This window comes from Pseudoduganella rivuli (assembly GCF_009674485.1).
Classification (GTDB): domain Bacteria; phylum Pseudomonadota; class Gammaproteobacteria; order Burkholderiales; family Burkholderiaceae_D; genus Rugamonas; species Rugamonas rivuli_B.
In genome coordinates this window covers 169,999-194,142 of sequence record NZ_WKJJ01000014.1, presented here as the reverse complement: position 1 = coordinate 194,142, position 24,144 = coordinate 169,999, and the positions used below count along the sequence as shown (strand labels likewise).

Sequence of the window (24,144 nt, the reverse complement as noted above, 5' to 3'; positions counted from 1 at the left end):
CATCAGCAACAGCGCCGCCTTATTACTGTCTACTTCAGTGGTGCGATCCGTTCATGACGAAAACGATATATGCATATGGTCACGTGCCGGCGGCGCCTTACAGCTTGCCGCTGAACGTGATGCCATACCAGCGCGGATACGGGTTCGGCGAATAGCTGACCCAGGCCGGTTCGTGGTTGCGGTTGTCGAACGCATTCTTGACGGTCAGGCTGACGTCGAAGCCGCCCTTGAACGCCACGCCGAACGACAGGTCGGTAATGGCGCCGCCGCTGACCCAGCCATACGACGACAGCGTGTCGGTATTGTTATAGCGGCTGGTGAACGCGGTATTGAAGCTGGCGTGGTATTCGCGGCCGTTGTACGGCTTGCGGTACTCGGCGCCCAGGTTGCCCGTCCATTTGGCGGCGCCGGGCAAGGCCAGGCCGCTCTGGTCGACGTAGGCGCCGGGCAGGTAAGCCAGTTCGTCGGGCTTGGCGGCTTGCGGGAAGCTGACGTAGCGCGCATCGTTCCATGCGCCGGAGAAGCGGATCGACAGGTTCGGGATCGCCGTGTAGACACCGTCGATTTCAAAGCCCCTGGCGCGCGCCTTCGGCACATTGCCCTGCGCCGTCACATACGCGATCGGGTTGGCCTGGTTGTTGGCGATGTTGGTGGCGGTGGTGAATTCGTCGACCACGCGCACGGCGGACTGGTAGTCGCGGATGTTCATCAGGAACAAATCCGTGTTCAGCACCAGGCCATATTGCGGCAGGCTGGTTTTCAGGCCGATCTCGAACGCGTGGGTCTTTTCAGGCCGCACATTGGCATTGGCGCCATTGACGTTCAGCGCGGAACCGGACTTTTCGCCGTATTGCCACGACGTGTACGCCGTGTACTGGTCGCTGAAGCGGTATGACGGCGCCAGCGTGGCGGTATACAGCGTGTCGTCGTATTTGGCCTGGATGCCGGAAATCAGCTGGCCGATCTGCCCCGCGCGCAGCGCCTTGGCGGCTGCGACCTGCGCCTGCTGGGCCGCCGTCAGGCTGGCATAGGCCGCTCCCGGCACCGGCGTGATCGCGGCGCCGTAGTATTTGCTGGCGATGGCATCGGCCAGCGCCAGTTGTGCCGCGCTGTTGCCGGTGGCCAGCGCACCGCTGGCGGCGCTGTTGAAGCCGCCCAGCGCCACGCCCCGCACCGACACGGGATTCAATGCCGCGCCGGCGCCATTGGCGGACAGTACGCGGGTATCGGTGGTGGTGCGGTCTTCGCGCGTGACGCGCAGGCCGCCGGTCAAATTCAGCTTGTCCGACGCGTGCCAGGTCGCGTTGCCGAACAGCGCATTGCTCCTGGTGTGCACCACCGTATCGCCCTTGACGATCAAATCGTCCAGCGAATCTTTCAGCAGCGCCAGGCCCGCACCCCGATTGGCGCCAGCATTGCGCTCCAGCGTGTTGTACTGCGCCGTGGTGGCGAACCACGCGCCCGCGTCGGAACCCCAGCCGGATTTCGACGCGATGTCGTCGTCGGTGCGGATATGGAACAGGCCCGCCGTGTAATCGAGCACGCCGCCCGGCTTGGACTTCAGCTTGAATTCCTGCGTGAACTGGCGGTACGCGACGCCGCCGCCGCCATTGCGGCTGATATCGAACGGCGTGCCTTCGTCGTTGTGCGCATCGAACGAATAAATACGCACGGCAGACTGCGACGTGAACGTATGGCCCGGCAAATCCCACGTCAGCTCCGCGGAACCGCCCTTGTTATGCACGGTCTGGCCCTGGTTTTCGTTGAAGTTGATGTTGTCGTCGCCGATATAGTTGGCTTCATACGTGTAGGGCGCGCCATTGAACGAGCGGCCGTTGAACCATGCGCGCGGGCCGGTGAACGCGCCACTGGCATTGGTAAATCCCGTCAGCTTGGCGCGGGTGCTGGTGCCGCTGGGGTCGGTCAGGCTGCCGTCGGCGAACCGGTCCGGCTGGTTCTTGTAAAACGTCAGGCCGTTTTGCACTTGCGGCGCGCGCGGTTCCACGTCGAGGCTGATGCGCGCATTGAAGGTGCTGGTGGGCGTGAACAGGAACTGGGTGCGGGCGCTGACGCGGTTCTTGTTGTACAGGCTGTAGTTGTGGTCGAAATTGTTGTCGTAAAAGCCGCGCGCCCGGTGCACGATGAACGAACCGCGCCACGCCAGCAATTCATCGATGACGGGGCCGCCCAGGTTGGCTTTGCCGATCACGGTTTCATTCTGGCCGTACGTGATGGAATAGTCGGCGGTCGGGTAAAACGACGGCTTGCGGGTATTGATGCTGACGACACCGGAGCTGGCGCCCTTGCCGCCCAGCGTGCCTTGCGGGCCGCGCGTCACGTCGACGGATTCGACGTCATAAAAGTCGAAGTTGGCCAGTTGCGACAAGCCGTAGCTGACGCCGTCGACCACCACGCCCACGCTGGGATCCTGCGTTTCCGTGAACGAGCGCTTGCCCAGGCCGCGTACCGACAGCGATGCGCCGCGCGTGTTGTTCTGGTTGAACTGCACATTGGCGCCGCGTTTGGTGATGGCCGACAAATCCTGCGCCAGTTCACGGTCCAGTTCCTGGCCGCTGACCACGGAAATCGACAGCGGCACTTCCTTCAGGGTTTCGATCTTTTTGCGGCCCCGCACGGTGACGGCGCCCAGCGCCTGTGGTTCTTCTTCCGGCGTTGCCGCCGCTGTTGCGGGGGAAGCGGCTGGCGCGGTTGCCGGGGTGGCGGCATTGGCGCCTTGCGCGGCCAGCGCTTCCTTCAGGCGCGCGTTTTCAGCCTGGATGCGGGCAATCTCGGCGCGCAATTCGGCGACGCCGGCATCGGCTGCCTGGCCGGCGGCCTGCGCGCTGAAGCCGGCGCCGGCCAGCAGTGCGACGACCGGCAGCAAACGGAGGGTACGGGAAGCATGGTGACGGGGGATATGACGGAACTGAGCTTGCTTATGCATGGATGACGCTTTCGTTGTGATGAATGCCTGATGCGTCGCAAAGACCATGCCACTGGCGGAAAGCCCGCCGTTGCAGGCGAAACGCAAAACAGGCCCGGTACGCGCTGATGGCGGCGCAGCAGCGGGCCAGCGGCGTTGATGAAGATGCAACAAGCCGCAACGTCAGGTGGCGCCGCTGTTGCGCCCTGTTGAATTCTCAACAGGGCTGCCGGTGGGCATGGTGGGCTGGCACCAGAGACGATCCTGCCAATGTGGTGCTCGGGCGCCCAGTTGGAAATCGTGGAAAGCCAGTAACGGCGGGCGTTATGGGGCGAAGGTGCGTCCCGGTCAGGGCGTTTTCCAGCCACTGGCACGCTAGTTGCAATAGTCCCCTGCGACAGCGGTGCGAATCGCGCACTGCACAGCAACCACCAGGAAGGAAACACCATGAACGCTTTGAAAACCGCCATCACCCTGACTCTGGCCCTGTCGGCCGCATCCTCCCTGGCCCAGCAAGCCCCGCAGCCGTGGAAATACAAGACCAGGCAACTGGAACGGGCGGACGTCGACAAGTTGCTGGCCGCGCCGGAAAAACTGCTGGTGGTCGACGTGCGCCGTCCCGATGAGCTGACGGCCAAGGGCAGCTTCCCTGTCTACCTGAACGTGCAGGCCAAGGACGTGGAGCAGCATCTGTCGTATATCCCGAAAGACCGCGTGATCCTCACCGTGTCCAATCATGCGCACCGCGCGGGCGCCGTGGGCGACCTGCTGACCAGTAAAGGCTACAAGGTGGCCGGCGCCACCGGTTCGGAAGATTACGAGGCGCAGGGCGGCAAGATCACCCGCGTCGCCCCGCCGGCGCCACGCCAGACCGCGCAGGCTGCCCAGCCAGTGACGGCGCAGCAGTAAGGCGGATAGCGGTATGAGCAGCAAGTTCTTCGCCAGGGCCTATGCCGGTGACGGTGCGCAGCCTGCGCAGCCGGCACAGGAAGTACGTAAGAGCCTGCGCAGCGTGGCGAAAGCCAAACTGCGCGCCAGCAAGGCGGCATCGGCCGCTTACCTGGCCAGCGCCGGTGGCGCCGCCGCCCGCAGTGGCCAGCCGGGCGCGGTCCGCGTGCAGCCGGTGCACAGTGGCGCCGTGGTACGCGGCCTGCATGCGCGGGCGATTCCACCCGGCCACGCGGGAGACATTGCCCGGGCCGTGACGGATGGCGCCTGTGCCTGTGACGCCGTCGTTCAGCCGGCACGCATCCACGTATGGGACTTGCCCACGCGGCTGTTCCACTGGTCGCTGGTGCTGTCGGTGACGCTGGCGCTGGCCACGGGACTGGTGGGTGGCGACTGGATGCCGGTGCACGGCTATGCGGGTATTGCCATCGTGGGGCTGGTCGCGTTCCGGCTGGTGTGGGGTATCGCCGGTGCTGCCCATGCGCGCTTTGCGAATTTTGCACCGACGCCGGGCCGCCTGCGCGCCTACCTGGGCGGCAACTGGCGCGGACATGGCCACAACCCGCTGGGCGCCTTGTCGGTGTTCGCGCTGCTGGCGCTGCTGGCAGTGCAGGCGGGAACGGGGCTGGTCGGCACTGACGAGATTTCCTTCCAGGGCCCGCTGGCGCAACTGGTCGATGAAGCCCGCTCGCTGCAATTGACGGGATTGCACCAGCAACTGGCCTACGTTTTGATGGGGTTGATTGCCTTGCATGTGCTGGCCATTGCCGCTTATCTGCTGGTGCGCAAGACCAACCTGGTCAAACCCATGGTGACGGGCTGGAAGGAGCTGCCCGCAGCGGATGCGGCCAGCGAGGCCGATAGCGAGGTGCAGGGCGTGAATGCGTGGCGCTGGACCGCGCTGGCTTGCGCGCTCGGCGTGGCCGTGGTGGCGATGGCGTTTGCCAGCGGTGCGGGGCTGGCGCAGGACAGCGCGCCGGCCACCGCATCGACGGCATCGACGACAGCGCAGCCCCAGGGCGCCACCCCGGTTTCCGCACCTGTATCCAGCCCGGCGCCCGCGTGGTAACGGCGCCTTCACTTCCGGATTCAAGAAAGGTATCCCATGACGACACTGACATTCGACAGTTTTCATTCCGCCTCCCATGCGCCGCGCCGCGCCAAAGCGCGCCGTGCGACGCGCCCCGCGGTACAGCCGGCGCAGGCGTTGCCCACTGCGGCGGCAGTGCGCCCGGACTTGCTGAAACAGGGGCTGTACAACAAGACCGGCTTGACCATCCTGGCCGGCGCCGCGGTGCTGCTGCATGCCGCCATCATCGTCGGCGTGCACAACCTGCCGGCCGACGCGAAGCTGCCGCCACCCAAGGCGGAGCCGCTGGCGCTGGAATTCGCGCCGCCACCCCCGCCGCCGCCACCGCCCGAGCCGCCCAAGCCGCAGCCACAGCCGCAAGTGGTGAAGCAGGCGCCGGCGCCGCAACCGTTGCCGGTGGTACGCAACGTGGTCGATTCCGGCCCGCCGACGGCGGACACCGTGGCGGTGGCGACGACGCCGCAGCCACCCGCGCCGCCGGCGCCAGTGGCCGCGCCTCCCGCCCCGCCGCCACCGGAGCCGGTGACCGAGCCGCGCGGCTTTGCCGGCTACAAGAACAACCCGGCGCCGGAATATCCCGCGCTGGCGCAGGACCGGGGCTTGCAGGGGCAAGTCATTCTCAAGGTACAGGTGCTGGCCACCGGCAAACCTTCCACCATCAACATCGATAAATCCAGCGGCCACAAGATCCTGGATGACGCGGCAGTCAAGGCGGTGCAGGGCTGGGCGTTCGAGCCCGCACGGCGCGGCCAGACGCCGATCGACGGCTGGGTCAAGGTGCCGCTGAACTTCAAGCTGTCCTGACGCCATTTCGAATCAATCGCATTGAATTAATCGTATCAACTGAAAGGAATCATCCATGCAATCCCATTACCTCGAACTGATCGTGCAGGGTTCCCTGTACGCGCTGGTGGCGTTTTCCGTCGTGACCTGGGTGCTGATCGCCGCCAAGGGGATCCAGCACTACCGCCTGGGCAAGCGCGACAAGGCATTCGGCAAGGCCTTCTGGAGCGCCAGCTCGCTCGACGCCGCCGCGGCGCTGCCCAGCGGCGCCAGCCCGAAAGCGCGCCTGGCGGAAGTCGGCTTTGAAGCGCTGTACGTCAGCGATGCCGACGCCAGCGCCGACCTGGAACACAGCTGGGATCGCCGCGAGCTGCTGGAGCGCTACCTGCGCCAGCAAATCCAGAAGGAATACCAGTCGCTGGAAAGCGGCCTGGCGGTGCTGGCATCGATCGGCTCGACCGCGCCGTTTGTCGGCCTGTTCGGCACCGTGTTCGGCATTATCCATGCGCTGGGCGCCATCGGCGCCAGCGGTTCGGCCAGCATCGACGTGGTGGCCGGACCGATCGGCGAGGCGCTGATCGCGACCGGTGTCGGTATCGCCGTGGCGGTGCCTGCCGTGCTGGCGTTTAACTTCTACGTGCGCCGCCTGAAAGTCACGGCCGCGGAGCTGGACAACTACGCGACGGACTTCGTCAACCTGGCGCAGAAAAACAACTTCCGCGTTTCCACCGCTCCCGCAGGCAAGACGCCCGTGCGCGACACGGCGGCCCAGGGCGCGCTGGCAGCCGGCTTGCCGGCAGGAGTGTACGCATAATGGCTTTCACGACAGGCAGGGATAGCAGCGACGTGGTCAGCGAGATCAACATCACGCCGCTGGTGGATGTGATGCTGGTATTGCTGGTGGTGTTCATCCTCACGGCGCCGCTGCTCAATAACGCGGTGCGGATCAACCTCCCGAAAACCGCGGCCACCACGCCGGCGACGCCGAATAAAAGCGTGACGGTCAGCGTGGACGGCGAGAACCGTATCTTTATCGACAAGCGCGAAGTCACGCTCGATGCGCTGGAACCGGAATTGCGCACCCTGGTGGGCACGGATCCGGAGCTGGCGCTCAGCCTGCAGGCTGACCAGGCGGTGCCTTACCGCGCGGTGGCGCAGGTGATTGCCCATATCCAGCGCTCCGGTGTCAGCAAGCTGTCGGTGCTGACGGAGCCGGCAAGTTAGCCGGGACGGGAACAGCATGACAATCATCAGGGAACGCGCCCGTACCAAGGGTGGGCGCAAGGTGCTGGCGGTGGCGGCGGTGGCCGCCGCCGTCGGCGCGGCGGGATGGTACTGGGCCGGCGGCAGCCAGGCCCCGGGCCGGTTGAAGGACGCCACCGCGGCGGGCGCGCAGGATGGCGCCCGTGCCGGTGGCAAGGGGGAACCGCAGGGCGCCAGGGAAGGCGGCGGACGGCGCGGCGGTCCCGGCGCCGGTGGCCCGCCGCTGGTGCGGCTGGCGGCCGCGCAGCAGCAGGACGTGGCAGTGGAAATACAGGCCAACGGCACGGTGGTGCCGCTGTCCACGGTGGAAATCCGCCCGCAGGTCAGCAGGGTGGTGCGCCAGGTGCACGTGAAAGAAGGACAAAACGTGGCAGCTGGCGCATTGTTGTTTACGCTCGATAACCGCGCGGAGCAGGCGGCGCTGGACCAGGCGCAGGCGCGCCTGGTGCGCAGCGAAGCCACGCTGGCCGACACGGAGCGGCAGGCGGCCCGCTCGCGCGAACTGGCGGTGCAAAAATTCATTTCCGCCAGCGCGGCCGACAGCTTGCAGGCGCAGGCCGAAGCCGCCCGCGCGCAAGTGCAGGCCGACCGCGCGGCACTGCGGTCGGCGCAGGTGGATCTGGGCCACACGGTGCTGCGCGCGCCGTCGTCGGGCCGCATCGGCGTCATCAATGTTTATCCGGGCAGCATGGCGCAGGCCTCGGCGGCGCTGGTGACGGTGACGCAAATGCACCCGATCGCCGTCAGCTTCACCGTGCCGGAAAGCGGCCTGCCGGGCTTGCTGGACGGGCAAAAGGCGGGCGGCGCCAGGGTCAGCGCCACCGTGCCGTCCAGCGGACCGGGACAGGAGGCGCACAGCTATGCGGGGCGCCTGAGCTTTATCGACAGCGCGGTGGACGCCCAGGCGGGCACCATCCGCGTCAAGGCGCAATTCGCCAACAATGCGTCGCAATTGTGGCCGGGCCAGTTCGTGCAGGCGAAAGTCACGCTGGACAACTTGCGCGCGGCCGTGGTGGTGCCGCTGGCGGCCATCGTCACCAGCGGCAATGGCGCGCGGGTATTCACGGTGGACGGTGAACAGCAGGCGCAGTCCCGTCCCGTCAAGGTGTTGCACGCTTTCGGCGGCAAGGCCGCCGTGGCGGGCATCGAAGCCGGCGAGCAGGTGATCGTCGAAGGCAAGCAGAATTTGCGGCCCGGGGTCAAGGTCCGGATCGACAAGGGCGGCAATGACAGCCGCGCCACGCTGGCCGCACTGGGAGGCGCGGCATGAATTTGTCCGAACTGTGCATCCGGCGTCCTGCCATGGTGATCGTGCTGGCGCTGGCGCTGGCGGCGGCGGGCGTGCTGGCGGTGCTGAAATTGCCGGTGGCCGCGCTGCCCAGCTATAACACGCCCGTCATCAACGTCAACGCGGACTTGCCGGGCGCCAGCCCGGAAACCATGGCGTCGTCCGTGGCGCTGCCGCTGGAAAAGCAGTTTTCCACCATCGCGGGCCTGAACCTGATCACGTCGTCCAGCGGTTCCGGCGCCACGTCGCTGACGCTGGAATTCGATCCGTCCGTCGACATCAACGTGGCGGCACTGGACGTGCAGGCGGCGCTGCTGCGGGCGCAGCGCGCGTTGCCGCAGGAAGTCACGGAATTGCCGTCTTACCGCAAGAGCAATCCGGCGGACGGACCGACATTGTTCATCGTGCTCAATGCGCCGTCGCTCAGCCTCGCTGAACTCAACGATTATGCGGAAAACCTGATCGCGCCGTCGATCGCCACGCTGGAGGGCGTGGCGCAGGTGAACGTCAACGGGCAGAAGCGCTTTGCCGTGCGCGTCAAGGCGCAATTGGACAAGCTCACGGCGCGCAACATGACGCTCGATGAACTGGCGGCCGCGATCCGTGCCGCCAACGCGAATTCGCCGCTGGGCGTGATCGAAGGGCCGCAGCAATTACTGACCATCCAGGCCGACGGCAAGCTGATGAAGGCGGCGCAATTCGGCGAACTGATCGTCGCCACCCGCAACGGCTTGCCGGTGCGGCTGAAGGAAGTGGCGCAAGTGGAAGACAGTTACCTGTCGGTGCGCACCACGGCCAGCTACAACGGTGCGCAATCGGTGGTGCTGCAAGTGCAGCGGCAGCCGAACGCCAATACCGTGGCGGTGGTCGACGCGGTGCGCAAGCTGTTGCCGCGCCTGCAGGCGCAATTGCCGTCGTCGATTTCCGTGACCTTGTCGGGCGACAGTTCGCTGTCGATCCGCGAAGCGATCCACGACGTCAACGTCACCTTGGCGCTGACGGTGGCGCTGGTGGTGATGGTGATCTTCCTGTTCCTGCGCCGGCTGGCGGCCACGGTGATTCCCGCCGTGACCTTGCCGCTGTCGCTGCTGGGCGCGATGATCCTGTTCCAATGGTGCGGCTACAGCCTGAATAACGTGTCGCTGCTGGGCATTACGCTGGCCGTGGGGCTGGTGGTCGACGACGCCATCGTGGTGCTGGAAAACATCGTGCACCACACGGAAAAGGGGGAAACTCCGATGAAGGCGGCGCTGGTGGGCGCCCGGGAAATGGGCTTTACCATCGTGTCGATTTCCGTGTCGCTGGTGGCCGTGTTCATCCCGATCTTCTTCATGCCGGGCGTGATCGGTTTGCTGTTCAGGGAGTTTGCCGTGGTGGTGTCGCTGGCGGTGCTGGTGTCGGCCTTGGTGTCGCTGACGGTGGTGCCGATGCTGGCCAGCCGTTTATTGCCGAAAGATGCCGATGCGGGCGTGGTGTCCGGCGGCTGGCTGGGAAGGGCGTTCGAGGCCGGATTCGCGGCGCTGACGCATGCCTACCGCGTGTCGCTGGACTGGAGCCTGCGGCACCGGCTGGTGGTGCTGGGCGGTGCGCTGGCCAGCGTGGCGCTGACGGTGACGTTGTACCAGGACATGCCGAAGGGTTTCTTCCCCGAGGAAGACCTGGGCCGCATCCGCGTCACGACGGAAGCCGCGGAAGACGTGTCGCCCACGGCCTTGCTGGCATTGCAGTCGCAGGTGGCGGAGCGTTTCCGCAACCATCCCGCCATGCAGGGCGTGCTGTCGTTCACCGGGCCGGGCGGGCCGGGCGGCGGCAATACGGCATCGAGCGGGCGCATGATCCTGACATTGAAGCCGCGCGGCGAGCGGGCGCCGATGCAGGAAGTGCTGGCGGCGTTGCGCAAGGAAGCGCGCGCGGTGCCGGGCATTGCCGTCTACCTGAGCCCCATGCAGAACTTGCAGATCGGGGGGCGCAGCAGCAAGAGCCGCTACCAGTACACGCTGCAAAGCGTCAGCCCCGAGGGGCTGGAGGCCTGGGCTGAGAAAATCCAGCAGGGCATGCGTGGCGATCCGATGTTCCGCGACGTGACCAGCGACAGCCAGAGCCGGGGCTTGCAGGCCAGCCTGCGCATCGACCGCGACAAGGCGGAAGGGCTGGGCGTGCGCATGGCCGATGTGCGCAGCGCTCTGTACCTGGCGTTTGGCGAGCGGCAGGTATCGACCATTTATGCGCCCAGCGCCAGTTACGCGGTGCTGATGGAAGCGCTCGACAAGGAATACCAGGAAGCGCTGGGCAAGGTTTCCGTGCGCGCCGCCAACGGCACGCTGGTGCAGCTGTCGTCGATTGCCACGGTCGAGCGTACGGCCGGGCTGCTGGCGGTGAACCACCAGGGGCAATTGCAGGCCATCACACTGTCGTTCAACCTGGCGCCGGGCGTGGCGCTGGGCGAAGCGACGGCGAAGATCGCGGACATCGGACGCGAAGTGCAGTTGCCGCCATCCGTGATCACGCGCTATGGTGGCGAGGCGGCCACGTTCCAGGAAACGCAGGGCAGCCAGCTGGTGCTGGTGTTCGTGGCGCTGGCGGTGATTTATGTGCTGCTGGTGGTGCTGTATGAAAGCTGGATCCATCCGGTGACGATCCTGGCGGGTTTGCCGTCCGCCGTGGTGGGGGCGTTCCTGTCGCTGAAACTGTGCGGCATGGAGCTGACGTTGATCGCCACCATCGGCGTGCTGATGCTGATCGGTATCGTCAAGAAGAACGCCATCATGATGATCGACTTCGCCCTGCATGCGCAGCGTTCGCAGCGCGTGCCGCCGGACGAAGCGATCCGCCAGGCCTGCCTGCAGCGCTTCCGCCCCATCATCATGACGACCCTGGCGGCGCTGATGGGCGCCGTGCCGCTGGCGTTCGGGCTGGGCGCGGGAGCGGAACTGCGCCAGCCGCTGGGCGTGGCGGTGGTGGGGGGCTTGCTGTTCTCGCAAGTGGTGACCTTGTACATCACGCCCGTGATTTACCTGGCGCTGGACCGCTACAGCGGCACGGGTCCGCTGACGGACGCGGAACTGGCGGCGCAGACCGGCGCCGCGGTGCCGGTGACCGCGCAGCCCGTGCTGGTTCCCGAACGCGACGCCGCCTGACCCGGTTTTTACGGTTGCGGGTCCCAGCCAGCGTTGCTGTTGTAGGCGGAGAACACCAGTGCGCGGGTGGCGAAGCTGGCGGCGACGTCGGTGGCGTTCAACTGGTAGCCGCCGACGCGCGTGGCCAGGTTGACGGGGTTGCCCGCCAGGTCCGTCGTGCCATATTCACGCCAGCCGCTGGCGGCCGTCGCGGTGACCGGGTTTGGCGCCGGCTGTCCGTTGACACCCAGCCCGGCCCAGCCCACCGCCGCCACGTGGCTGTCCATGCGGCAGTTGATGAACGCGATGTTGTCCCACGTGCTGGTGCTGCCGGCGCTGCGCGCCAGGTAGGTGGCGCCGTTCGGGATGTCGCCGTGCAGCGGACCCGGGCCGGGGCCGTGCGTCAGCGTGCTGTTGAGGAAGACGTAACCCTTGTCCGCCGCATTGGCCACGCGCGCCTGCAGCACGTAGCCGCCGCTGGTGGTGCTGGTGGTGTCGCCCACGGAGCGGATTTCGCTTTCCTCGAACAGCGCGGCGCGGCTGGAACCCCAGATGAAGTCCACGTTGCCCGCCACCAGCGTGCGGTAGAACCACGACCAGCCCTTCAGGTTCAAGGTATCCTGCTCGCTGAAGAAATTCGCGTCCGTTGCGATCAGGCGGCCGCTGTCGTTGTTGAAGTACAGCGTCTCGGCCTGGGCGGAAATCGACGGCGAGCGCAAGGTCGTGTTGCGGATCGTCAGCGATTGCAGCCGCAGCATGTCCGACGCTTCCACCAGCAGCACGGCGCGGCCGCCGGCCGGCGTGGCGTTGGTGCCCGCCGCCTGGCTTGCGCCGCTGCCCGTGTTCAGCGTGTCATGGTTGGTGTAGCGGATTTCCACGCCATTGCGGCTCTCGCCGAGTATGGTCACGTTATCCTTGCCGCGCAGGTACAGCAATTCCTGGTATTGGCCGTTTTTCACGCGCACGGTGACCGGGGCCGCCTTGTCCATTTCCTTCATGATGAAGTTCAGGGCACCCTGCACGGTATCGAAGTCGCCGCTGCCGTCGGCCGCCACGGCGATGTCGCCGTCCGCCAAGGGTGGCGCTGCGCGCGTGGCAAAGGACCAGCCGCCCAGTTTTCCGATGCCGACAAACGGTACGCCGCCCAGTGTGGCGCCCGTGATGGCGCCATTCGATATCGCCACGTAGTATTCGACGCCGTAGGCCAGCTTGTTGGCGTGCGGACGGATCGTCAACGTATTGCCGTTGATGGACAGCGGGGTCGTGTTCACCTTGCGCACCAGCGCCTGGCCCGCATAGCCGATTTCCTCCGTCTCGCCGGCCAGCTTGATGGTGTCCACCAGCGCATCGTCCACTTTGCGGAAGATGCGGATGGTGCCCCCCGAGCCGAACGAGGGCGGGTTGTCGAAGGTCAGCTTCAGGCTGGCGTCGACATTGACATTGGCTTGCGCCACGGCAGGCGAAGCCCCCGTCAGCGTATAGGTCTGCGTCGGCTGCACGAATTGCGGGCTGATGGTGGCGGCGATGCTGCGTTTCAGGGTTGGATCGCCATCGCTGGTGACGACGATATTCGCCGTGCCTGCGCCCACCGGCGTCACCGTCAGTGTAGTGCCATTGATGCCCACGGCCGCCACGGCCGGGTTGCTGGAACTGGCCATGAAGGTGTCGGCCGAACCATCGGGCTTCACCGCCGTGACGGCGACCGGCAATGGCGCATCGCCGGCTTCGGCCGCATACGTGGTTATGGCGGGATTCAGTGCCAGTTGCGATGGTTTTAAACGGGGATCGCCGATCCGCACGTCGTCGATCTGGAACGATTTATTGGCGGTATATAGACCCACCAGCCCCCGTGCCGTGAACGACGTATCGGTGACGGAGCCCAGCGATTCACCATCGAGGTAGACGGTCAGCGTGCCGGCGATCATTTCAAAGCGCACCGTATAGAACTGCGCATCCATCTGGATCGGCTTTTTCACTTGCTTCGGGCGGCTCAGCGAACCCGCCGCCATCTTGGCGATTTCCACCTGGGTCGACGCCGTCGTGCTTTGCACGTTCAGGCCCGCCCCGTACCAGTTGCTGGCATTGCTGTAGCGCGCCACCAGGTACAGCTGCTTGTTGCCGGTGGTGCTGTTGGTCAGCGGCTTGATGCGCGCTTCCACATAATAGTCGGCGCCCGGGATCGCGGCCAGCGCCTCGGGTTTGAGCAACGCCAGCACGCCGCCCGTGGTGGCGGCCGTGTATTGCAGCACCTTGTTGGCGCCACCGATGGTTTCGGCCTTCACGCTGAACGTGCCGTTTGGTCCCGCCACCGGCAGCAAGTCCCAGTTGGCGCTGGAGCCGTTCTGGAAATCGTCGCAGAAATACAGGCCATTGCCCGTGGCAGGGCAAGTCTGCGTCAGCCCGGGATCCGTGCTGACGTCGCCCGTGCCGGTAATGGCGGTGGTGAGCTTGCCGCTACCGGCCTGCGCCAGCGCATTGGCTTTCACCAGCGCCACGGGCCGCGGCGAGAACGCATACGGCGGCGTCCACGTCACGGCACTGGACACCGTGCAGCCGGACAGCGCCGCGCCGTTCACCAGCGACCCCGTGTCCTTGAATGTACCGGTCGGTGTGCCGCCCGGGTTTTTCACCACGTGGTCGCACGTCGTCGCGCCCGCGATCTCGAACACGTTGCCGTGCGAGAGTACTTTCGCGTTGTAGCCGGGGCCGATGCTGTAATCGTGCGGATACACGGCGTGCGATTTGCTGCCGGTGAAGTAATTGTTCAGCATGTGCACCTGGCCGTAGCGCACGCGCGGCGCACGGTTGGTGACGTCGCGGAACACGTTATTGGCAAAGGTCACGCGCAGCTTGCCCTCGTCGGCGCTGGCGGAATCGCTGGAGCCGATCAGGTTGTTCTTGTGGTGCTGGCCGAAGACGTTGTACGACACGGTCACGTAATCCGACGCATTGGTGACATCCAGCGCGCCGTCATGGCATTGCCTGGTCTTGCCATTCTCAATGGGCAGCAAATCGTCCGTGTTCGGCGTATCGGTGAATGTATTGTGGTCGATCCACACATGGTCCGATTGCGAAACACCGATGCCGTCATAGGCCGAATTCCAGTTGCCCGTGGCGCCATCGGTCGGGTCCCAGACCGGTCCCACGTCGCACGCATTGACGATCTTCAGGTTGCGGATGATGACCTGGCTGACATTGCTGACGATAATATGGCCATTGACGATGCCGGCGCTGGCGCCGTCGCCGATCAAGGTGGTGTTGCTCTTCATGCGGATGGCGCCGCGGATGGCCTGGTCGCCCGTGTTCGCAAACGGCACGCCTTCGCTCATGTCGATGGCGCCCACCAGCTTGATGATTTTCGCGTTGCTGCCGCCATTGTTCAATGCGGCCAGCAATTGCGCGCGGTTGGTGACAGTATAGATAAAACCGGCGGCGGCATTGGCGCCGCCGGTGGTGCCGCCAGCCTGGCTTGCCCAGCCGTCGGCGGGGGCGGCCTGGCGTGCAGCGTCAGTCACGGCGGCTGTGGTGGATGGCACCACGGTGGTGCAAAGGCCGGCGGCCAGCATGGCGGGCAGGCAAAGCGCGGCCCTGAAACTCCAGTGTTTCATGTTCGACTCCTGTGGTCGGGTTCGCGGATTACAGCGTCTTGCGGCGGCGCGACAGCATCAGCATGCCCAGGCCGCCCAGCAGCAGGGCGGCCGTACGCGGTTCCGGCACGCCGGCGCCGGGGCTTGCGGCGTTGCCCGCATTGGCGGTGATGGTGCCGTAGCCGTCTTCCCAGCTCAACGCGCTGAGGTCCAGTCCCAGCGCACGGCCGCCATCGAGCAGCGACAGCAGCGGCATGCCCGCCACGCCGGTCATCTCGGCCAGCGTGAAGCTGGTCAGTGGCGCGGCCAGCGACGCGCCGAAATCGAAGCGGAAGCTGTAGCTGCCGGTGGGGACGGGGGCATTGTTGTAGATGGTCAGCGAACCGTCGTCGTTGAAGTCGAAGCCGAACAGGGCGTCGGCCGTGAAGAATTCCACGCCCGCGCCGCTGGGGTAAATGGCGGTGGTGTTGGACCCCGGCACGGCGGCAAAGCCCTGGTCCAGGCCCAGCATGGCGGCGCCGTCGCCGTTATAGGTGGCGGTAATGACGGCATTTTGCAGCGGCAGCGGCGTGGCTTGGGCCGGGGCGGCCATGGCGGCGAGGGCGCTGAAAATGGCCGTGCGTGCGATGGCCGTGCGGACGAGTGTCTCCCGTATTTTCATTGTTGCTCCTTGTAGGTCAGGAACTGCTTGTGAGGGATGGGTAACGCGGCCGTGTTGTCAGCCGGCCGCGGTCGGGCCACCTCGCGTGGCCCGTGCCTCATGAACGAGGGCGCATGAAGATGGCCGAGGTTCTGGAAGGGGAATGTGAAACGATTCTATATTGGCCTGACCAAAATTTCAACATGGTCAGGCCGGATTTGGCGAAAATTCAGTTTTTTACGCCGCGTTTGTGCAGGCTCTGGTATTTCTGGTAATACGCTTCCAGCTCGGTTTCAATCAGCGCCTGGCCGGAATTGACCATGAAATCGCGGAAGGCGGCGGCAATGCGGGGCAGCGGCTGGTCGGCCAGGTGCATCACGTGCCAGTCGCCTTCCAGCGGGCTTTCCTTCATCGGCAGGATGTCGATCAGCCCCGCCTTGAATTCCAGCGCGCACGCGTGCACGGACACGAAACCCACGCCCAGCCCCGCCGCCACCATGCTCTTGATGGCCTCGTTGCTCGACACTTCAGAACTGATGTGCAAGGTGTGGCCGTGTTCCTTGAACAGCCGCTCCACGGCCGTGCGCGTGCCCGATCCGCGCTCCCGCACCAGCAGGTTCGACTTCACGATATCGTCCAGTGTCACGCGCTTTTTTTTCATCAGCGGATGCTTCGGGCTGGAGACAAACGCCATCGGGTGGTGCGCGAAGCGGGCTGCATTGATGCGCAGTTCGCGCGGCGGCGTGCCCATGATGGCCAGGTCCACTTCCTTGCGTGACAGCAGGCCGATAATCTCGCTGCGGTTGCCCGCACGCAGGTTCATGCGGACGTTGGGACGCTCCAGCGTGAACTTCACCAGCATCGACGGCAGCAAGTGCTCCGCCGTGAACACGGCGCCGATGCGCAAGGTGCCGGAACTGACGCCCTGCAGCTCGCCCAGTTCGTCGCCGGCCTGGTCCCACAGTTGCAGGATGCGTTCGGCGAAATTGCGCATCACTTCGCCGGCGGCGGTCAGCTGGATGTTGCGCCCGACCTTGCGCGTCAAGGCGGTGCCGGCCAGTTCTTCCAGCGCGCGCAGCTGGGCGGAGATGGCCGGCTGCGTCACGTGCATTTCTTCGGCGGCGCGTGAAACGCTTTCATGCCGGGCCACGAGAACCAGCGCTTCGAGCTGGCGGAAGCTTGCGTGATACATAATCTAAACCTTATCAATCGCTGAAAATAAGTAATTTCTCTTTTCCTTTTGCGGCCACTATATTAGCACTCAGACGCAACGCGGAAGCGATGCGGAAGTAATACGCAGCAACCAAGACGGAGGAAACATCATGCAAACCATCGTAATCGTAGGCGGAGGCGCAGGCGGCCTCGAATTGGCAACCCGGTTAGGGGATACCATGGGCCGCAAGGGCCGCGCGAAGATCATCCTGGTCGATCGTTCCCCAACGCACTTCTGGAAACCGCTGCTGCATACCGTGGCCTCGGGCAAGCGCGACCCGCAAGTGTTCCAGATCGAATACTCGGCGCAGGCCGCCGAACACGGCTTCCAGTTCATCCACGCGGAAATGCGCTCGGTGGACCGCGCCGGCCGCATGCTGGAACTGGCGCCATGCATGCGTGACGACGGCATTGCGCCGCCGGCGCGCACGCTGGAATACACGACGCTGGTGCTGGCGCTGGGCGCCGTCACCAATTTCTACGGCGTGCCGGGCGCTGCCGACCATGTCTGCACGCTGGACCACGTGGGTGACGCAAAAGGCTTTTACCGCCGCTTCCTGGGCGCCTGCGTGCGGGCCAGCCAGGGCGACGGCGAACAGGTCAATGTGATGATCGTCGGCGGCGGCGCCACCGGCGTGGAACTGGCGGCGGAACTGGCGCACAGCGCCCGTGCGCTGGCCAAGTACAAGGTGCATACGCTGGATCCGGCGCGCGACGTGCGCATCAGCATCCTGGAGCGCGGCGACCGCATCCTGCCGCACCTGCCGCCTGACATGTCGGCGCGCGCCGTGAAGTACCTGCAATCGCGCGGCATCGATGTGTGCACGGGGGCGGCAGTCACCAGCGTCGAAGCGGACACCATCCACGTCGACGGCGTGCCCCGTCCCGCCACGCTGACCTTGTGGGCGGCGGGCGTCGAAGGTCCCGCCATCAGCAAGACGTTCGGCCTGTCGCTGGGCCGCATGCGCCAGATCATGGTGAATGCGTCGCTGCGCTCGGTGGACGACCCCAACGTGTTTGCGATCGGCGACTGCGCCAGTTTCGTCTGCCCTGTAAAAGGCGCCGCGCCGCCACGGGCGCAGGTGGCGCACCAGCAGGCGGTATTCCTGGCGGCTGCACTGGCGCGCAAGGAAGGCACGCCGCTGCCGGAATTCCGCTACCGCGATTACGGGTCGCTGGTGTCGCTTGGTCCCGTCGCCGCCGTGGGCGTGCTGCTGGGCGGTTCGGTCGGGCGCCAGATGCCGGTCAGCGGCGCCACCGCGAACCTGTTGTACGGCATGATGTACCAGAAACACCTGATGGCACTGCACGGCGTCGTCCGGGCCGCCGCGGTCATGCTGGTGGACTGGCTGCGCAAGCGCATTACGCCATCGGTCAAACTGCACTGATAGAGCCGTCCCAAAAAAGCTTGCCTGGGCAAGCTTTTTTCAAAGTTGGCATTCAAACCGGTTTTAATTGCGGATGAATAGCGCTATCATTGCGCTATGGCATCCATTTCCGCAATTTCCTCCCGTCCCCACGTTTTCACCCTGGCCTGGCCGCTGCTGATCGAATTGTCGCTGGCGGTCGCCATCGGCGTGGCCGGCACGGCGATGGCGGCCCGGGTTTCCGATACCGCCGGCGCCGCCTTTGCCGTCACGATCCAGATTTCGCAGACGTTGTTCCTGCTGTTCCGCATTATCGGGTCGGGCATCGGCGTGGTCATCACGCAAAACCTGGGCGGCGGGCGGCGCGACGTGGCGGACCGCGTGGCGCTGGCCATGGTGGGCGCCAGCACCTGGCTGGGCGCGGCGGCGGCCGGATTGGCCTTTGCCGGGGCGGCAGCGCTGTTGCGCGCGCTGCATGCGCCGGACGCGGTGCTGCCGCTGGCCGTGCCGATGCTGCAAGTGCTGGCGCCCGCGTTGCTGTTCGATGCATGGAACGCGTCGATGGCGGGCGTGATGCGGGCCCACCTGCGCATGCGCGATTCGCTGCTGGTGCTGGCCGCCATGCACGCCACCCACCTGCTGCTGGCGTTTCCGCTGATGTATGGCTGGGGGCCGCTGCCGGCGCTCGGATTGCCGGGCTATGCGCTGGCGCTGTTGCTGAGCCGTGCGCTGGGCTTGTCGCTGCACTTGATGTTCTGGCGGCGCGGCCTGGGTATCCGGCCCCGCTGGGGCGACTGGTGGCGGCTACGGCGCGGGCCGCTGGCCGACGTGCTGCATATCGGCATCCCGGCGGCGGCTGAGATGATCGCGTGGCGGCTGTCGTTCATGGCCAGCATGGCGGTGGCTGGCAGCATGGGGGAACGGGCGCTGGCCACGATGGCGTACGTGCAGCAGATCGGCGGCGTCGTCATCATGTGCAGCATGGCAGTGGCGCTGGCGGTGGAAATCCTGGTCGGCCACCTGATCGGCGCGGGCCAGTTGCGCGATGCGCACGGCCTGGTGCGGGCGTCGCTGGCGCGGGGGCTGGCCATCAGCGGCGTCATTTCCGCCTGCCTGGCGCTGGCCGGCCCGTGGCTGCTGGGCTGGTTTACGAAAGATCCGGACATCGTGCGGGAAGGGGCGGTCTTGCTGTGGCTGATGGTGGCGCTGGAAGTGGGGCGCACGTTCAACCTGGTGGTCATTAATGCGCTGCGCGCGGCGGGCGACGTGCGCTATCCCGTCGTCGCCGGCGCCGCATCGATGGCGGCCGTGCTGGCGGGCGGCAGCTGGCTGCTGGGCGTGCATTTCGGTCTGGGCTTGATGGGGCTGTGGATCGCCTATGCGGCCGACGAATGGATCCGGGGATTGCTGATGTGGCGGCGCTGGGCAGTCCAGGCATGGGTGCCGCACGCACGGGCCGCGCGCAGACGTTTGCGGCTGCAATGAGGCATGAAATACCGGTGAAGACACTTTGATGACAACTTCGTGATTTTCCGTGACATTCTCTTGCGGAAAACAAGGCACAATAGAGGTTTTGCCCCGCAGGGCATAACAGGGTGGCAAAGGGAGCGGTAATGGCACGGAAATGGATGAGCTGGACGGGAAAGGGCGGCGCGCTGGTGGCGGCGCTGGCACTGGCCGCCGCAGGCGCGTCGCTGTCCGGCTGCTCGCGTTCGGAGCGCTGGCAGGAACAGGTGCGGCTGCAATCGGGCGACGTCATCGTGGTCGACCGCCGCAGCACGGACGAAGGTACGGCGATCCGTTTCAGCCTGCCGTCGCAGCCCGGCAAGTCCTACTACTGGCGCGCCGCGCATGACGGCGGCCAGGGCCAGCATGAGAACCCGCTGGTGCTGGACGTGGAAAACGGCGTGCCGGTCATCTACACGGTGGTGTCCACGTCGCCCGGCTGCCGCCTGTTCACCCGCTACGCCTACCGCGACGGCGACTGGTGGGAGCAAGTGTTGCCGGACAAGTTCCAGGGCAGGGAAATGAACCTGTTCGTCCTGAGCGGGCTCGATATCGGCGACATGGTGACCCTGGAGCAAAAGCGCCGTGAGAGCGCCGCCGTGTCGTATTCGCGCGCGCTGCGCTTCCTGGGGCCGGGCGACAAAACGTGCGGCCTGTGACGGTACACCAGCCTGACTATACAAATTCACCGCGCCATCGGGCATAATCGCTCCAGGCAGTCCTTACCCGGAGAGCGCGCGTGGCCAGACACCCATCCCTTGCAAGAACCTCAATCCGGCCAACGGCGGCTGCCGCGGCGCTGGCCATCCTGCTGACCGGCTGCGGCGGGGGCGGCGGCGGGGCGGGCAACAGCGGGACCACCACCACGCCGCCCGTGGTCACGCCGCCGATCAGCGGCGACAGTGCACTGGCCGATCCCGTGGTCTATTCCGGCAATCCCACCGCCTCGCTGGCCAGCGCCACCGAGAGCGCCGCCATCGTCAAAAGCACGCTGGTGCTGAACGGGCAATCGATCGCCTACACCGCCACCACTGGCCACCTGACGGGCACGGACACGCGCACGGGCAGGGCGGCGTCGTTCTTTTACGTGGCCTATACGGCCGACGGCAAGGATCCGGGCACGCGCCCCGTCACATTCTTCTACAACGGCGGCCCCGGTTCGGCATCGATGTGGCTGCACCTGGGATCGTTCGGGCCCAAGCGCATCCAGACGCAAATCCCGTCCAATGCGATTCTCGGCGCCGCCACCCCGGCCGACAATGCGGAAAGCCTGCTCGACGTGTCGGACCTGGTGTTTGTCGACGCGGTGGGCACCGGTTATTCGGAAGCCATCTCGCCGGCGCGCAACCGCGACTTCTGGGGCGTCGATGCCGATGCGGCGGCCTTCCGCGATTTCGTGCAGCGCTATGTGACTGCCAACAACCGCCTGCAATCGCCGAAAGTGCTGTTCGGCGAATCGTATGGCGCGCCGCGCACCGGCGTCATGGCCAGCCTGCTGGAAACCGCGGGCACCCGTGTCAGCGGAGTGGTGCTGCATTCGGCCATCATGGACTACAACAGCAATTGCAGCGTGCTCAATAACCGCAGCTGCGAAGGCTACATCCCCACCTATGCGGCCACCGGCAATTACTACAAGCTGGCCAATCCCGCGCCGTCCGACGTTACCAGCTTCCTGCAGGAAGTGCGTAGCTACAGCGCCACCACCTACCGCGACGCGGCGGGACGCTGGCTGTCGGCCAACACGCTGCCGCAACCCACCGTGGCCCAGCAATTGTTCAAGTACACGGGTATCCCGGCCGCGAGCTGGCAAACCAACCTGAATTACGGGCCGGATGCGTTTGCACGGGAATTGTTGCCGGGCCAGTTGCTGGGCCGTTACGATGCGCGCGTGTCGGGCGCGGTGGGGTCGGCGCTGACGGCCGATGGCGACCCGTCGCTGACGGTGGTGAACAACGCGTTCACCAATGCGATCCGCAGCTACATCGGCACCACGCTGAAATACACCACGGCCAGCACCTACCTCACGTTCAACGACATCATCGGCACGTGGACGTTCGCGCATGACGGAAAGCCGGTGCCGGACACGATCCCGGACCTGGCCGCCGCCATCAGCCTGAATCCGGCCATGAAAGTGCTGGCGCAAAGCGGCTACCATGACCTGGCGACGCCGTTCTACCAGACCGAACTGGATTTGCAGCGGCTGGGCGCCAACGCGAATATCACGGTCCGCAATTACGCCAGCGGCCACATGATTTACCTGGACGACACCGCGCGCCGCGCGCAAAAGGCGGACCTGGTGCAGTTCTACAGCAGCCTGGGGAAATGATGAACAAACTGATTTTGATGGCGATATGGGCTTACGCCGCCGCTGCCCCGGTAGTTCATGCGGCGGGCGGCGGCCAGGACCCGGCGGTCAAATGCGCCGATCCCTGCGTGCCGCAACACTTGCGCAATGCGCCCGCCACGGCGCCGGCTTCCGGCGAAGCGTTGCAGCGGCAGGCGTTGGCCAAGCTGCGGCAGCGCTTCAATGAAGCGGACCTCGACGCCAATGGCGCATTGACGGAAGAAGAGGCGCGCAAGGCGGGCCTGGGCTACGTGGCGAACCATTTCGCCGACATCGATACCGCCCGCAGCGGCAAGGTCACGTTCGACGATCTGCGCAACTACATGAGCAAAAGGCGCAAACAGGCGCTGGGACCGGGCGGACAATAGGGGCATTGCTGCATCGCAGCGGCATCCCCGCTACAATGAAACCGGCATTGTTGCCGATCGTTCGTAGAGGAGAGCACCGTGCATACCCGTCCGTTCATCGCCCCCCGGCATTTCGATGACCCCGCCGCCGCGCTGGCCCATGTCCAGCATTTGTACGACGATTCCATCGGGTACCTGCGCACCTCGTTGCAGAGTTTTGTCGCCGGAGAAAACCCGCCGGAACATATCCGCGCCTGTTATCCGTATGTGCGCATCAATACCGAGACCGTCGCGCGCGCACCGTCCCGGCTGTCGTTCGGCTTCGTGGCCGGCGCCGGCGCGTTTGAAACCACGCTGACGCGCCCCGACCTGTTTTCGCGCTATTACCACGAGCAATTCCGCCTGCTGCTGAAAAACCATGGGCAGCAACTGGAAGTGGGCATGAGTTCGCAGCCGATCCCGATCCACTTTTCGTTCGCGGAGCACGACCATATCGAAGGCAGCATGGGACCGGAGCGGCGCCTGCTGATGCGCGACGTGTTCGACTTGCCGAACCTGGCGGCCATGGATGACGGTATCGCCAACGGCACGCACGAAGCACCGTTCGGCGAAGCGCAGCCGCTGTCGCTGTTCACGGCGCCCCGCGTCGATTATTCGCTGCAGCGCTTGCGCCATTACACCGGCACGTCGCCCGCGCATTTCCAGAAGTTCGTGCTGTTCACCAATTACCAGTTCTACGTCGATGAATTCATTCGCCTGGGGCACGCGCTGATGCAGGCGCCGGCGGCCGGCGACGACGATTACATTGCGTTCGTCGAGCCGGGCAATATCGTCACGCGCCGCGTGGGGACCGCCGCGCATCCGGACGATGCGCTCGGCGTGGCGCCGCCACGGCTGCCGCAAATGCCGGGCTACCACCTGGTGCGCGGCGACGGCACCGGCATCACGATGGTCAATATCGGCGTCGGTCCCGCCAACGCGAAAACCATCACCGACCATATCGCCGTGCTGCGTCCCCATGCGTGGCTGATGCTGGGCCACTGCGCGGGTTTGCGCAATTCGCAGCAATTGGGCGACTACGTGCTGGCGCACGGCTATGTGCGGGAAGATCACGTGCTCGACGAAGACTTGCCGTTATGGGTACCGATCCCGCCGCTGGCCGAAGTGCAGGTGGCGATTGAAAAAGCCGTGGCCGATGTGACCCAGTTGTCGGGCCTGGAACTGAAGCGCGTGATGCGCACGGGGACCGTGGCCAGCACGGATAACCGCAACTGGGAATTGCTGCCGCAACGTACGCCAGAGCGCCGCTTCAGCCAGAGCCGCGCCGTGGCGCTGGATATGGAAAGCGCCACCATCGCCGCCAACGGCTTCCGTTTCCGCGTGCCGTACGGGACCTTGCTGTGCGTCAGCGACAAGCCGATGCACGGCGAACTGAAATTGCCGGGCATGGCCAACCAGTTTTACCGCGAGCGGGTCGACCAGCATTTGCAGATCGGGATCCGGACGGTGGAGCTGCTGAGGGGCCTCGGTGTGGACCGATTACATAGCCGCAAGCTGCGCAGCTTTGCCGAAGTGGCGTTTCAATAACCGGAGGCCGGTGACCTCAACTCCGTAGGGCGGTTTCCGCCGGGCGGAAGCCGCCATGCATGCGCAGCCAATACAGCATGCGTGAGTGGTGGCGCCGGCATGGCGCAACCGACAGGACGAACGTTATCGCCCGGGATACAGCG

17 protein-coding genes are annotated in these 24,144 nt (G+C 65.6%); 13 read left to right on the top strand and 4 right to left on the bottom strand.

Annotated elements, in window-relative coordinates:
• Positions 1-97: 97 nt before the first annotated feature.
• The gene (locus GJ700_RS22140; protein ID WP_154377951.1) at positions 98-2,944 is read right to left on the bottom strand and encodes a TonB-dependent receptor; all 2,847 of its coding nucleotides are present in this window, start codon (positions 2,942-2,944) and stop codon (positions 98-100) included.
• Positions 2,945-3,370: 426 nt separating this feature from the next.
• Between GJ700_RS22140 and GJ700_RS22135 the strand changes: the two genes are divergently transcribed.
• Genes GJ700_RS22135 through GJ700_RS22105 form a run of 7 tightly spaced genes read left to right on the top strand, consistent with a single transcriptional unit; the run spans position 3,371 to position 11,432 of the window.
• A complete protein-coding gene (locus GJ700_RS22135) occupies positions 3,371-3,832 on the top strand; it encodes a rhodanese-like domain-containing protein (RefSeq protein WP_154377949.1) in 462 nt (153 codons plus the stop codon).
• Between the two features lie 13 nt (positions 3,833-3,845).
• Positions 3,846-4,940, top strand: a complete 1,095-nt coding sequence (locus tag GJ700_RS22130) for a cytochrome b/b6 domain-containing protein (RefSeq protein WP_154377947.1) — start codon at positions 3,846-3,848, stop codon at positions 4,938-4,940.
• A gap of 36 nt (positions 4,941-4,976) precedes the next feature.
• On the top strand, positions 4,977-5,765 hold the full coding sequence (locus tag GJ700_RS22125) for an energy transducer TonB (RefSeq protein WP_154377945.1): 789 nt from the start codon (positions 4,977-4,979) through the stop codon (positions 5,763-5,765).
• Between the two features lie 55 nt (positions 5,766-5,820).
• Positions 5,821-6,558, top strand: coding sequence for a MotA/TolQ/ExbB proton channel family protein (locus tag GJ700_RS22120; RefSeq protein ID WP_154377943.1), 738 nt, complete (start codon positions 5,821-5,823; stop codon positions 6,556-6,558).
• Positions 6,558-6,968, top strand: a complete 411-nt coding sequence (locus GJ700_RS22115) for an ExbD/TolR family protein (protein ID WP_154377941.1) — start codon at positions 6,558-6,560, stop codon at positions 6,966-6,968. The genes GJ700_RS22120 and GJ700_RS22115 overlap by 1 nt, the downstream gene beginning before the upstream one ends.
• Positions 6,969-6,984: 16 nt before the next feature.
• Positions 6,985-8,277, top strand: a complete 1,293-nt coding sequence (locus GJ700_RS22110; RefSeq protein WP_154377939.1) for an efflux RND transporter periplasmic adaptor subunit — start codon at positions 6,985-6,987, stop codon at positions 8,275-8,277.
• Positions 8,274-11,432, top strand: coding sequence for an efflux RND transporter permease subunit (locus GJ700_RS22105; protein WP_154377937.1), 3,159 nt, complete (start codon positions 8,274-8,276; stop codon positions 11,430-11,432). Before GJ700_RS22110 ends, GJ700_RS22105 begins: the two co-directional genes overlap by 4 nt.
• Positions 11,433-11,440: 8 nt before the next feature.
• Here GJ700_RS22105 and GJ700_RS22100 read toward each other — a convergent pair whose 3' ends face one another.
• The 3 genes from GJ700_RS22100 to GJ700_RS22090 form a co-directional block, all read right to left on the bottom strand.
• Positions 11,441-15,019 (bottom strand): pectinesterase family protein, encoded by a 3,579-nt coding sequence (locus GJ700_RS22100; RefSeq protein WP_154377935.1) that lies wholly within the window; start codon positions 15,017-15,019, stop codon positions 11,441-11,443.
• A 28-nt stretch (positions 15,020-15,047) separates the two neighbouring features.
• Positions 15,048-15,659, bottom strand: a complete 612-nt coding sequence (locus GJ700_RS22095; protein ID WP_154377933.1) for a PEP-CTERM sorting domain-containing protein — start codon at positions 15,657-15,659, stop codon at positions 15,048-15,050.
• A gap of 208 nt (positions 15,660-15,867) precedes the next feature.
• A complete protein-coding gene (locus GJ700_RS22090) occupies positions 15,868-16,830 on the bottom strand; it encodes a LysR family transcriptional regulator (RefSeq protein ID WP_154377931.1) in 963 nt (320 codons plus the stop codon).
• Between the two features lie 130 nt (positions 16,831-16,960).
• On the opposite strand from GJ700_RS22090, the gene GJ700_RS22085 reads away from it, so the two are divergent.
• The 6 genes from GJ700_RS22085 (at position 16,961) to GJ700_RS22060 (ending at position 24,001) form a co-directional block, all read left to right on the top strand.
• Entirely contained in the window at positions 16,961-18,238 is a 1,278-nt protein-coding gene (locus tag GJ700_RS22085; RefSeq protein ID WP_154377929.1) for an NAD(P)/FAD-dependent oxidoreductase, read from the top strand.
• A 96-nt stretch (positions 18,239-18,334) separates the two neighbouring features.
• On the top strand, positions 18,335-19,702 hold the full coding sequence (locus GJ700_RS22080; RefSeq protein WP_154377927.1) for an MATE family efflux transporter: 1,368 nt from the start codon (positions 18,335-18,337) through the stop codon (positions 19,700-19,702).
• Between the two features lie 128 nt (positions 19,703-19,830).
• Positions 19,831-20,382 (top strand): hypothetical protein, encoded by a 552-nt coding sequence (locus tag GJ700_RS22075; RefSeq protein ID WP_154377925.1) that lies wholly within the window; start codon positions 19,831-19,833, stop codon positions 20,380-20,382.
• 113 nt (positions 20,383-20,495) lie between these two features.
• A complete protein-coding gene (locus GJ700_RS22070; RefSeq protein WP_443094166.1) occupies positions 20,496-22,049 on the top strand; it encodes a S10 family peptidase in 1,554 nt (517 codons plus the stop codon).
• The gene (locus tag GJ700_RS22065) at positions 22,046-22,435 is read left to right on the top strand and encodes an EF-hand domain-containing protein (RefSeq protein ID WP_154377923.1); all 390 of its coding nucleotides are present in this window, start codon (positions 22,046-22,048) and stop codon (positions 22,433-22,435) included. The genes GJ700_RS22070 and GJ700_RS22065 overlap by 4 nt, the downstream gene beginning before the upstream one ends.
• Before the next feature lie 78 nt (positions 22,436-22,513).
• Positions 22,514-24,001, top strand: a complete 1,488-nt coding sequence (locus GJ700_RS22060) for an AMP nucleosidase (RefSeq protein WP_371868068.1) — start codon at positions 22,514-22,516, stop codon at positions 23,999-24,001.
• Positions 24,002-24,144 lie beyond the last annotated feature (143 nt).

Bases quoted from the DNA above. Each gene is read 5' to 3' on its own strand.
- GJ700_RS22140 (WP_154377951.1), bottom strand. From the start codon at position 2,944: ATGCATAAGCAAGCTCAGTTCCGTCATATCCCCCGTCACCATGCTTCC.
- GJ700_RS22135 (WP_154377949.1), top strand. From the start codon at position 3,371: ATGAACGCTTTGAAAACCGCCATCACCCTGACTCTGGCCCTGTCGGCC.
- GJ700_RS22130 (WP_154377947.1), top strand. From the start codon at position 3,846: ATGAGCAGCAAGTTCTTCGCCAGGGCCTATGCCGGTGACGGTGCGCAG.
- GJ700_RS22125 (WP_154377945.1), top strand. From the start codon at position 4,977: ATGACGACACTGACATTCGACAGTTTTCATTCCGCCTCCCATGCGCCG.
- GJ700_RS22120 (WP_154377943.1), top strand. From the start codon at position 5,821: ATGCAATCCCATTACCTCGAACTGATCGTGCAGGGTTCCCTGTACGCG.
- GJ700_RS22115 (WP_154377941.1), top strand. From the start codon at position 6,558: ATGGCTTTCACGACAGGCAGGGATAGCAGCGACGTGGTCAGCGAGATC.
- GJ700_RS22110 (WP_154377939.1), top strand. From the start codon at position 6,985: ATGACAATCATCAGGGAACGCGCCCGTACCAAGGGTGGGCGCAAGGTG.
- GJ700_RS22105 (WP_154377937.1), top strand. From the start codon at position 8,274: ATGAATTTGTCCGAACTGTGCATCCGGCGTCCTGCCATGGTGATCGTG.
- GJ700_RS22100 (WP_154377935.1), bottom strand. From the start codon at position 15,019: ATGAAACACTGGAGTTTCAGGGCCGCGCTTTGCCTGCCCGCCATGCTG.
- GJ700_RS22095 (WP_154377933.1), bottom strand. From the start codon at position 15,659: ATGAAAATACGGGAGACACTCGTCCGCACGGCCATCGCACGCACGGCC.
- GJ700_RS22090 (WP_154377931.1), bottom strand. From the start codon at position 16,830: ATGTATCACGCAAGCTTCCGCCAGCTCGAAGCGCTGGTTCTCGTGGCC.
- GJ700_RS22085 (WP_154377929.1), top strand. From the start codon at position 16,961: ATGCAAACCATCGTAATCGTAGGCGGAGGCGCAGGCGGCCTCGAATTG.
- GJ700_RS22080 (WP_154377927.1), top strand. From the start codon at position 18,335: ATGGCATCCATTTCCGCAATTTCCTCCCGTCCCCACGTTTTCACCCTG.
- GJ700_RS22075 (WP_154377925.1), top strand. From the start codon at position 19,831: ATGGCACGGAAATGGATGAGCTGGACGGGAAAGGGCGGCGCGCTGGTG.
- GJ700_RS22065 (WP_154377923.1), top strand. From the start codon at position 22,046: ATGATGAACAAACTGATTTTGATGGCGATATGGGCTTACGCCGCCGCT.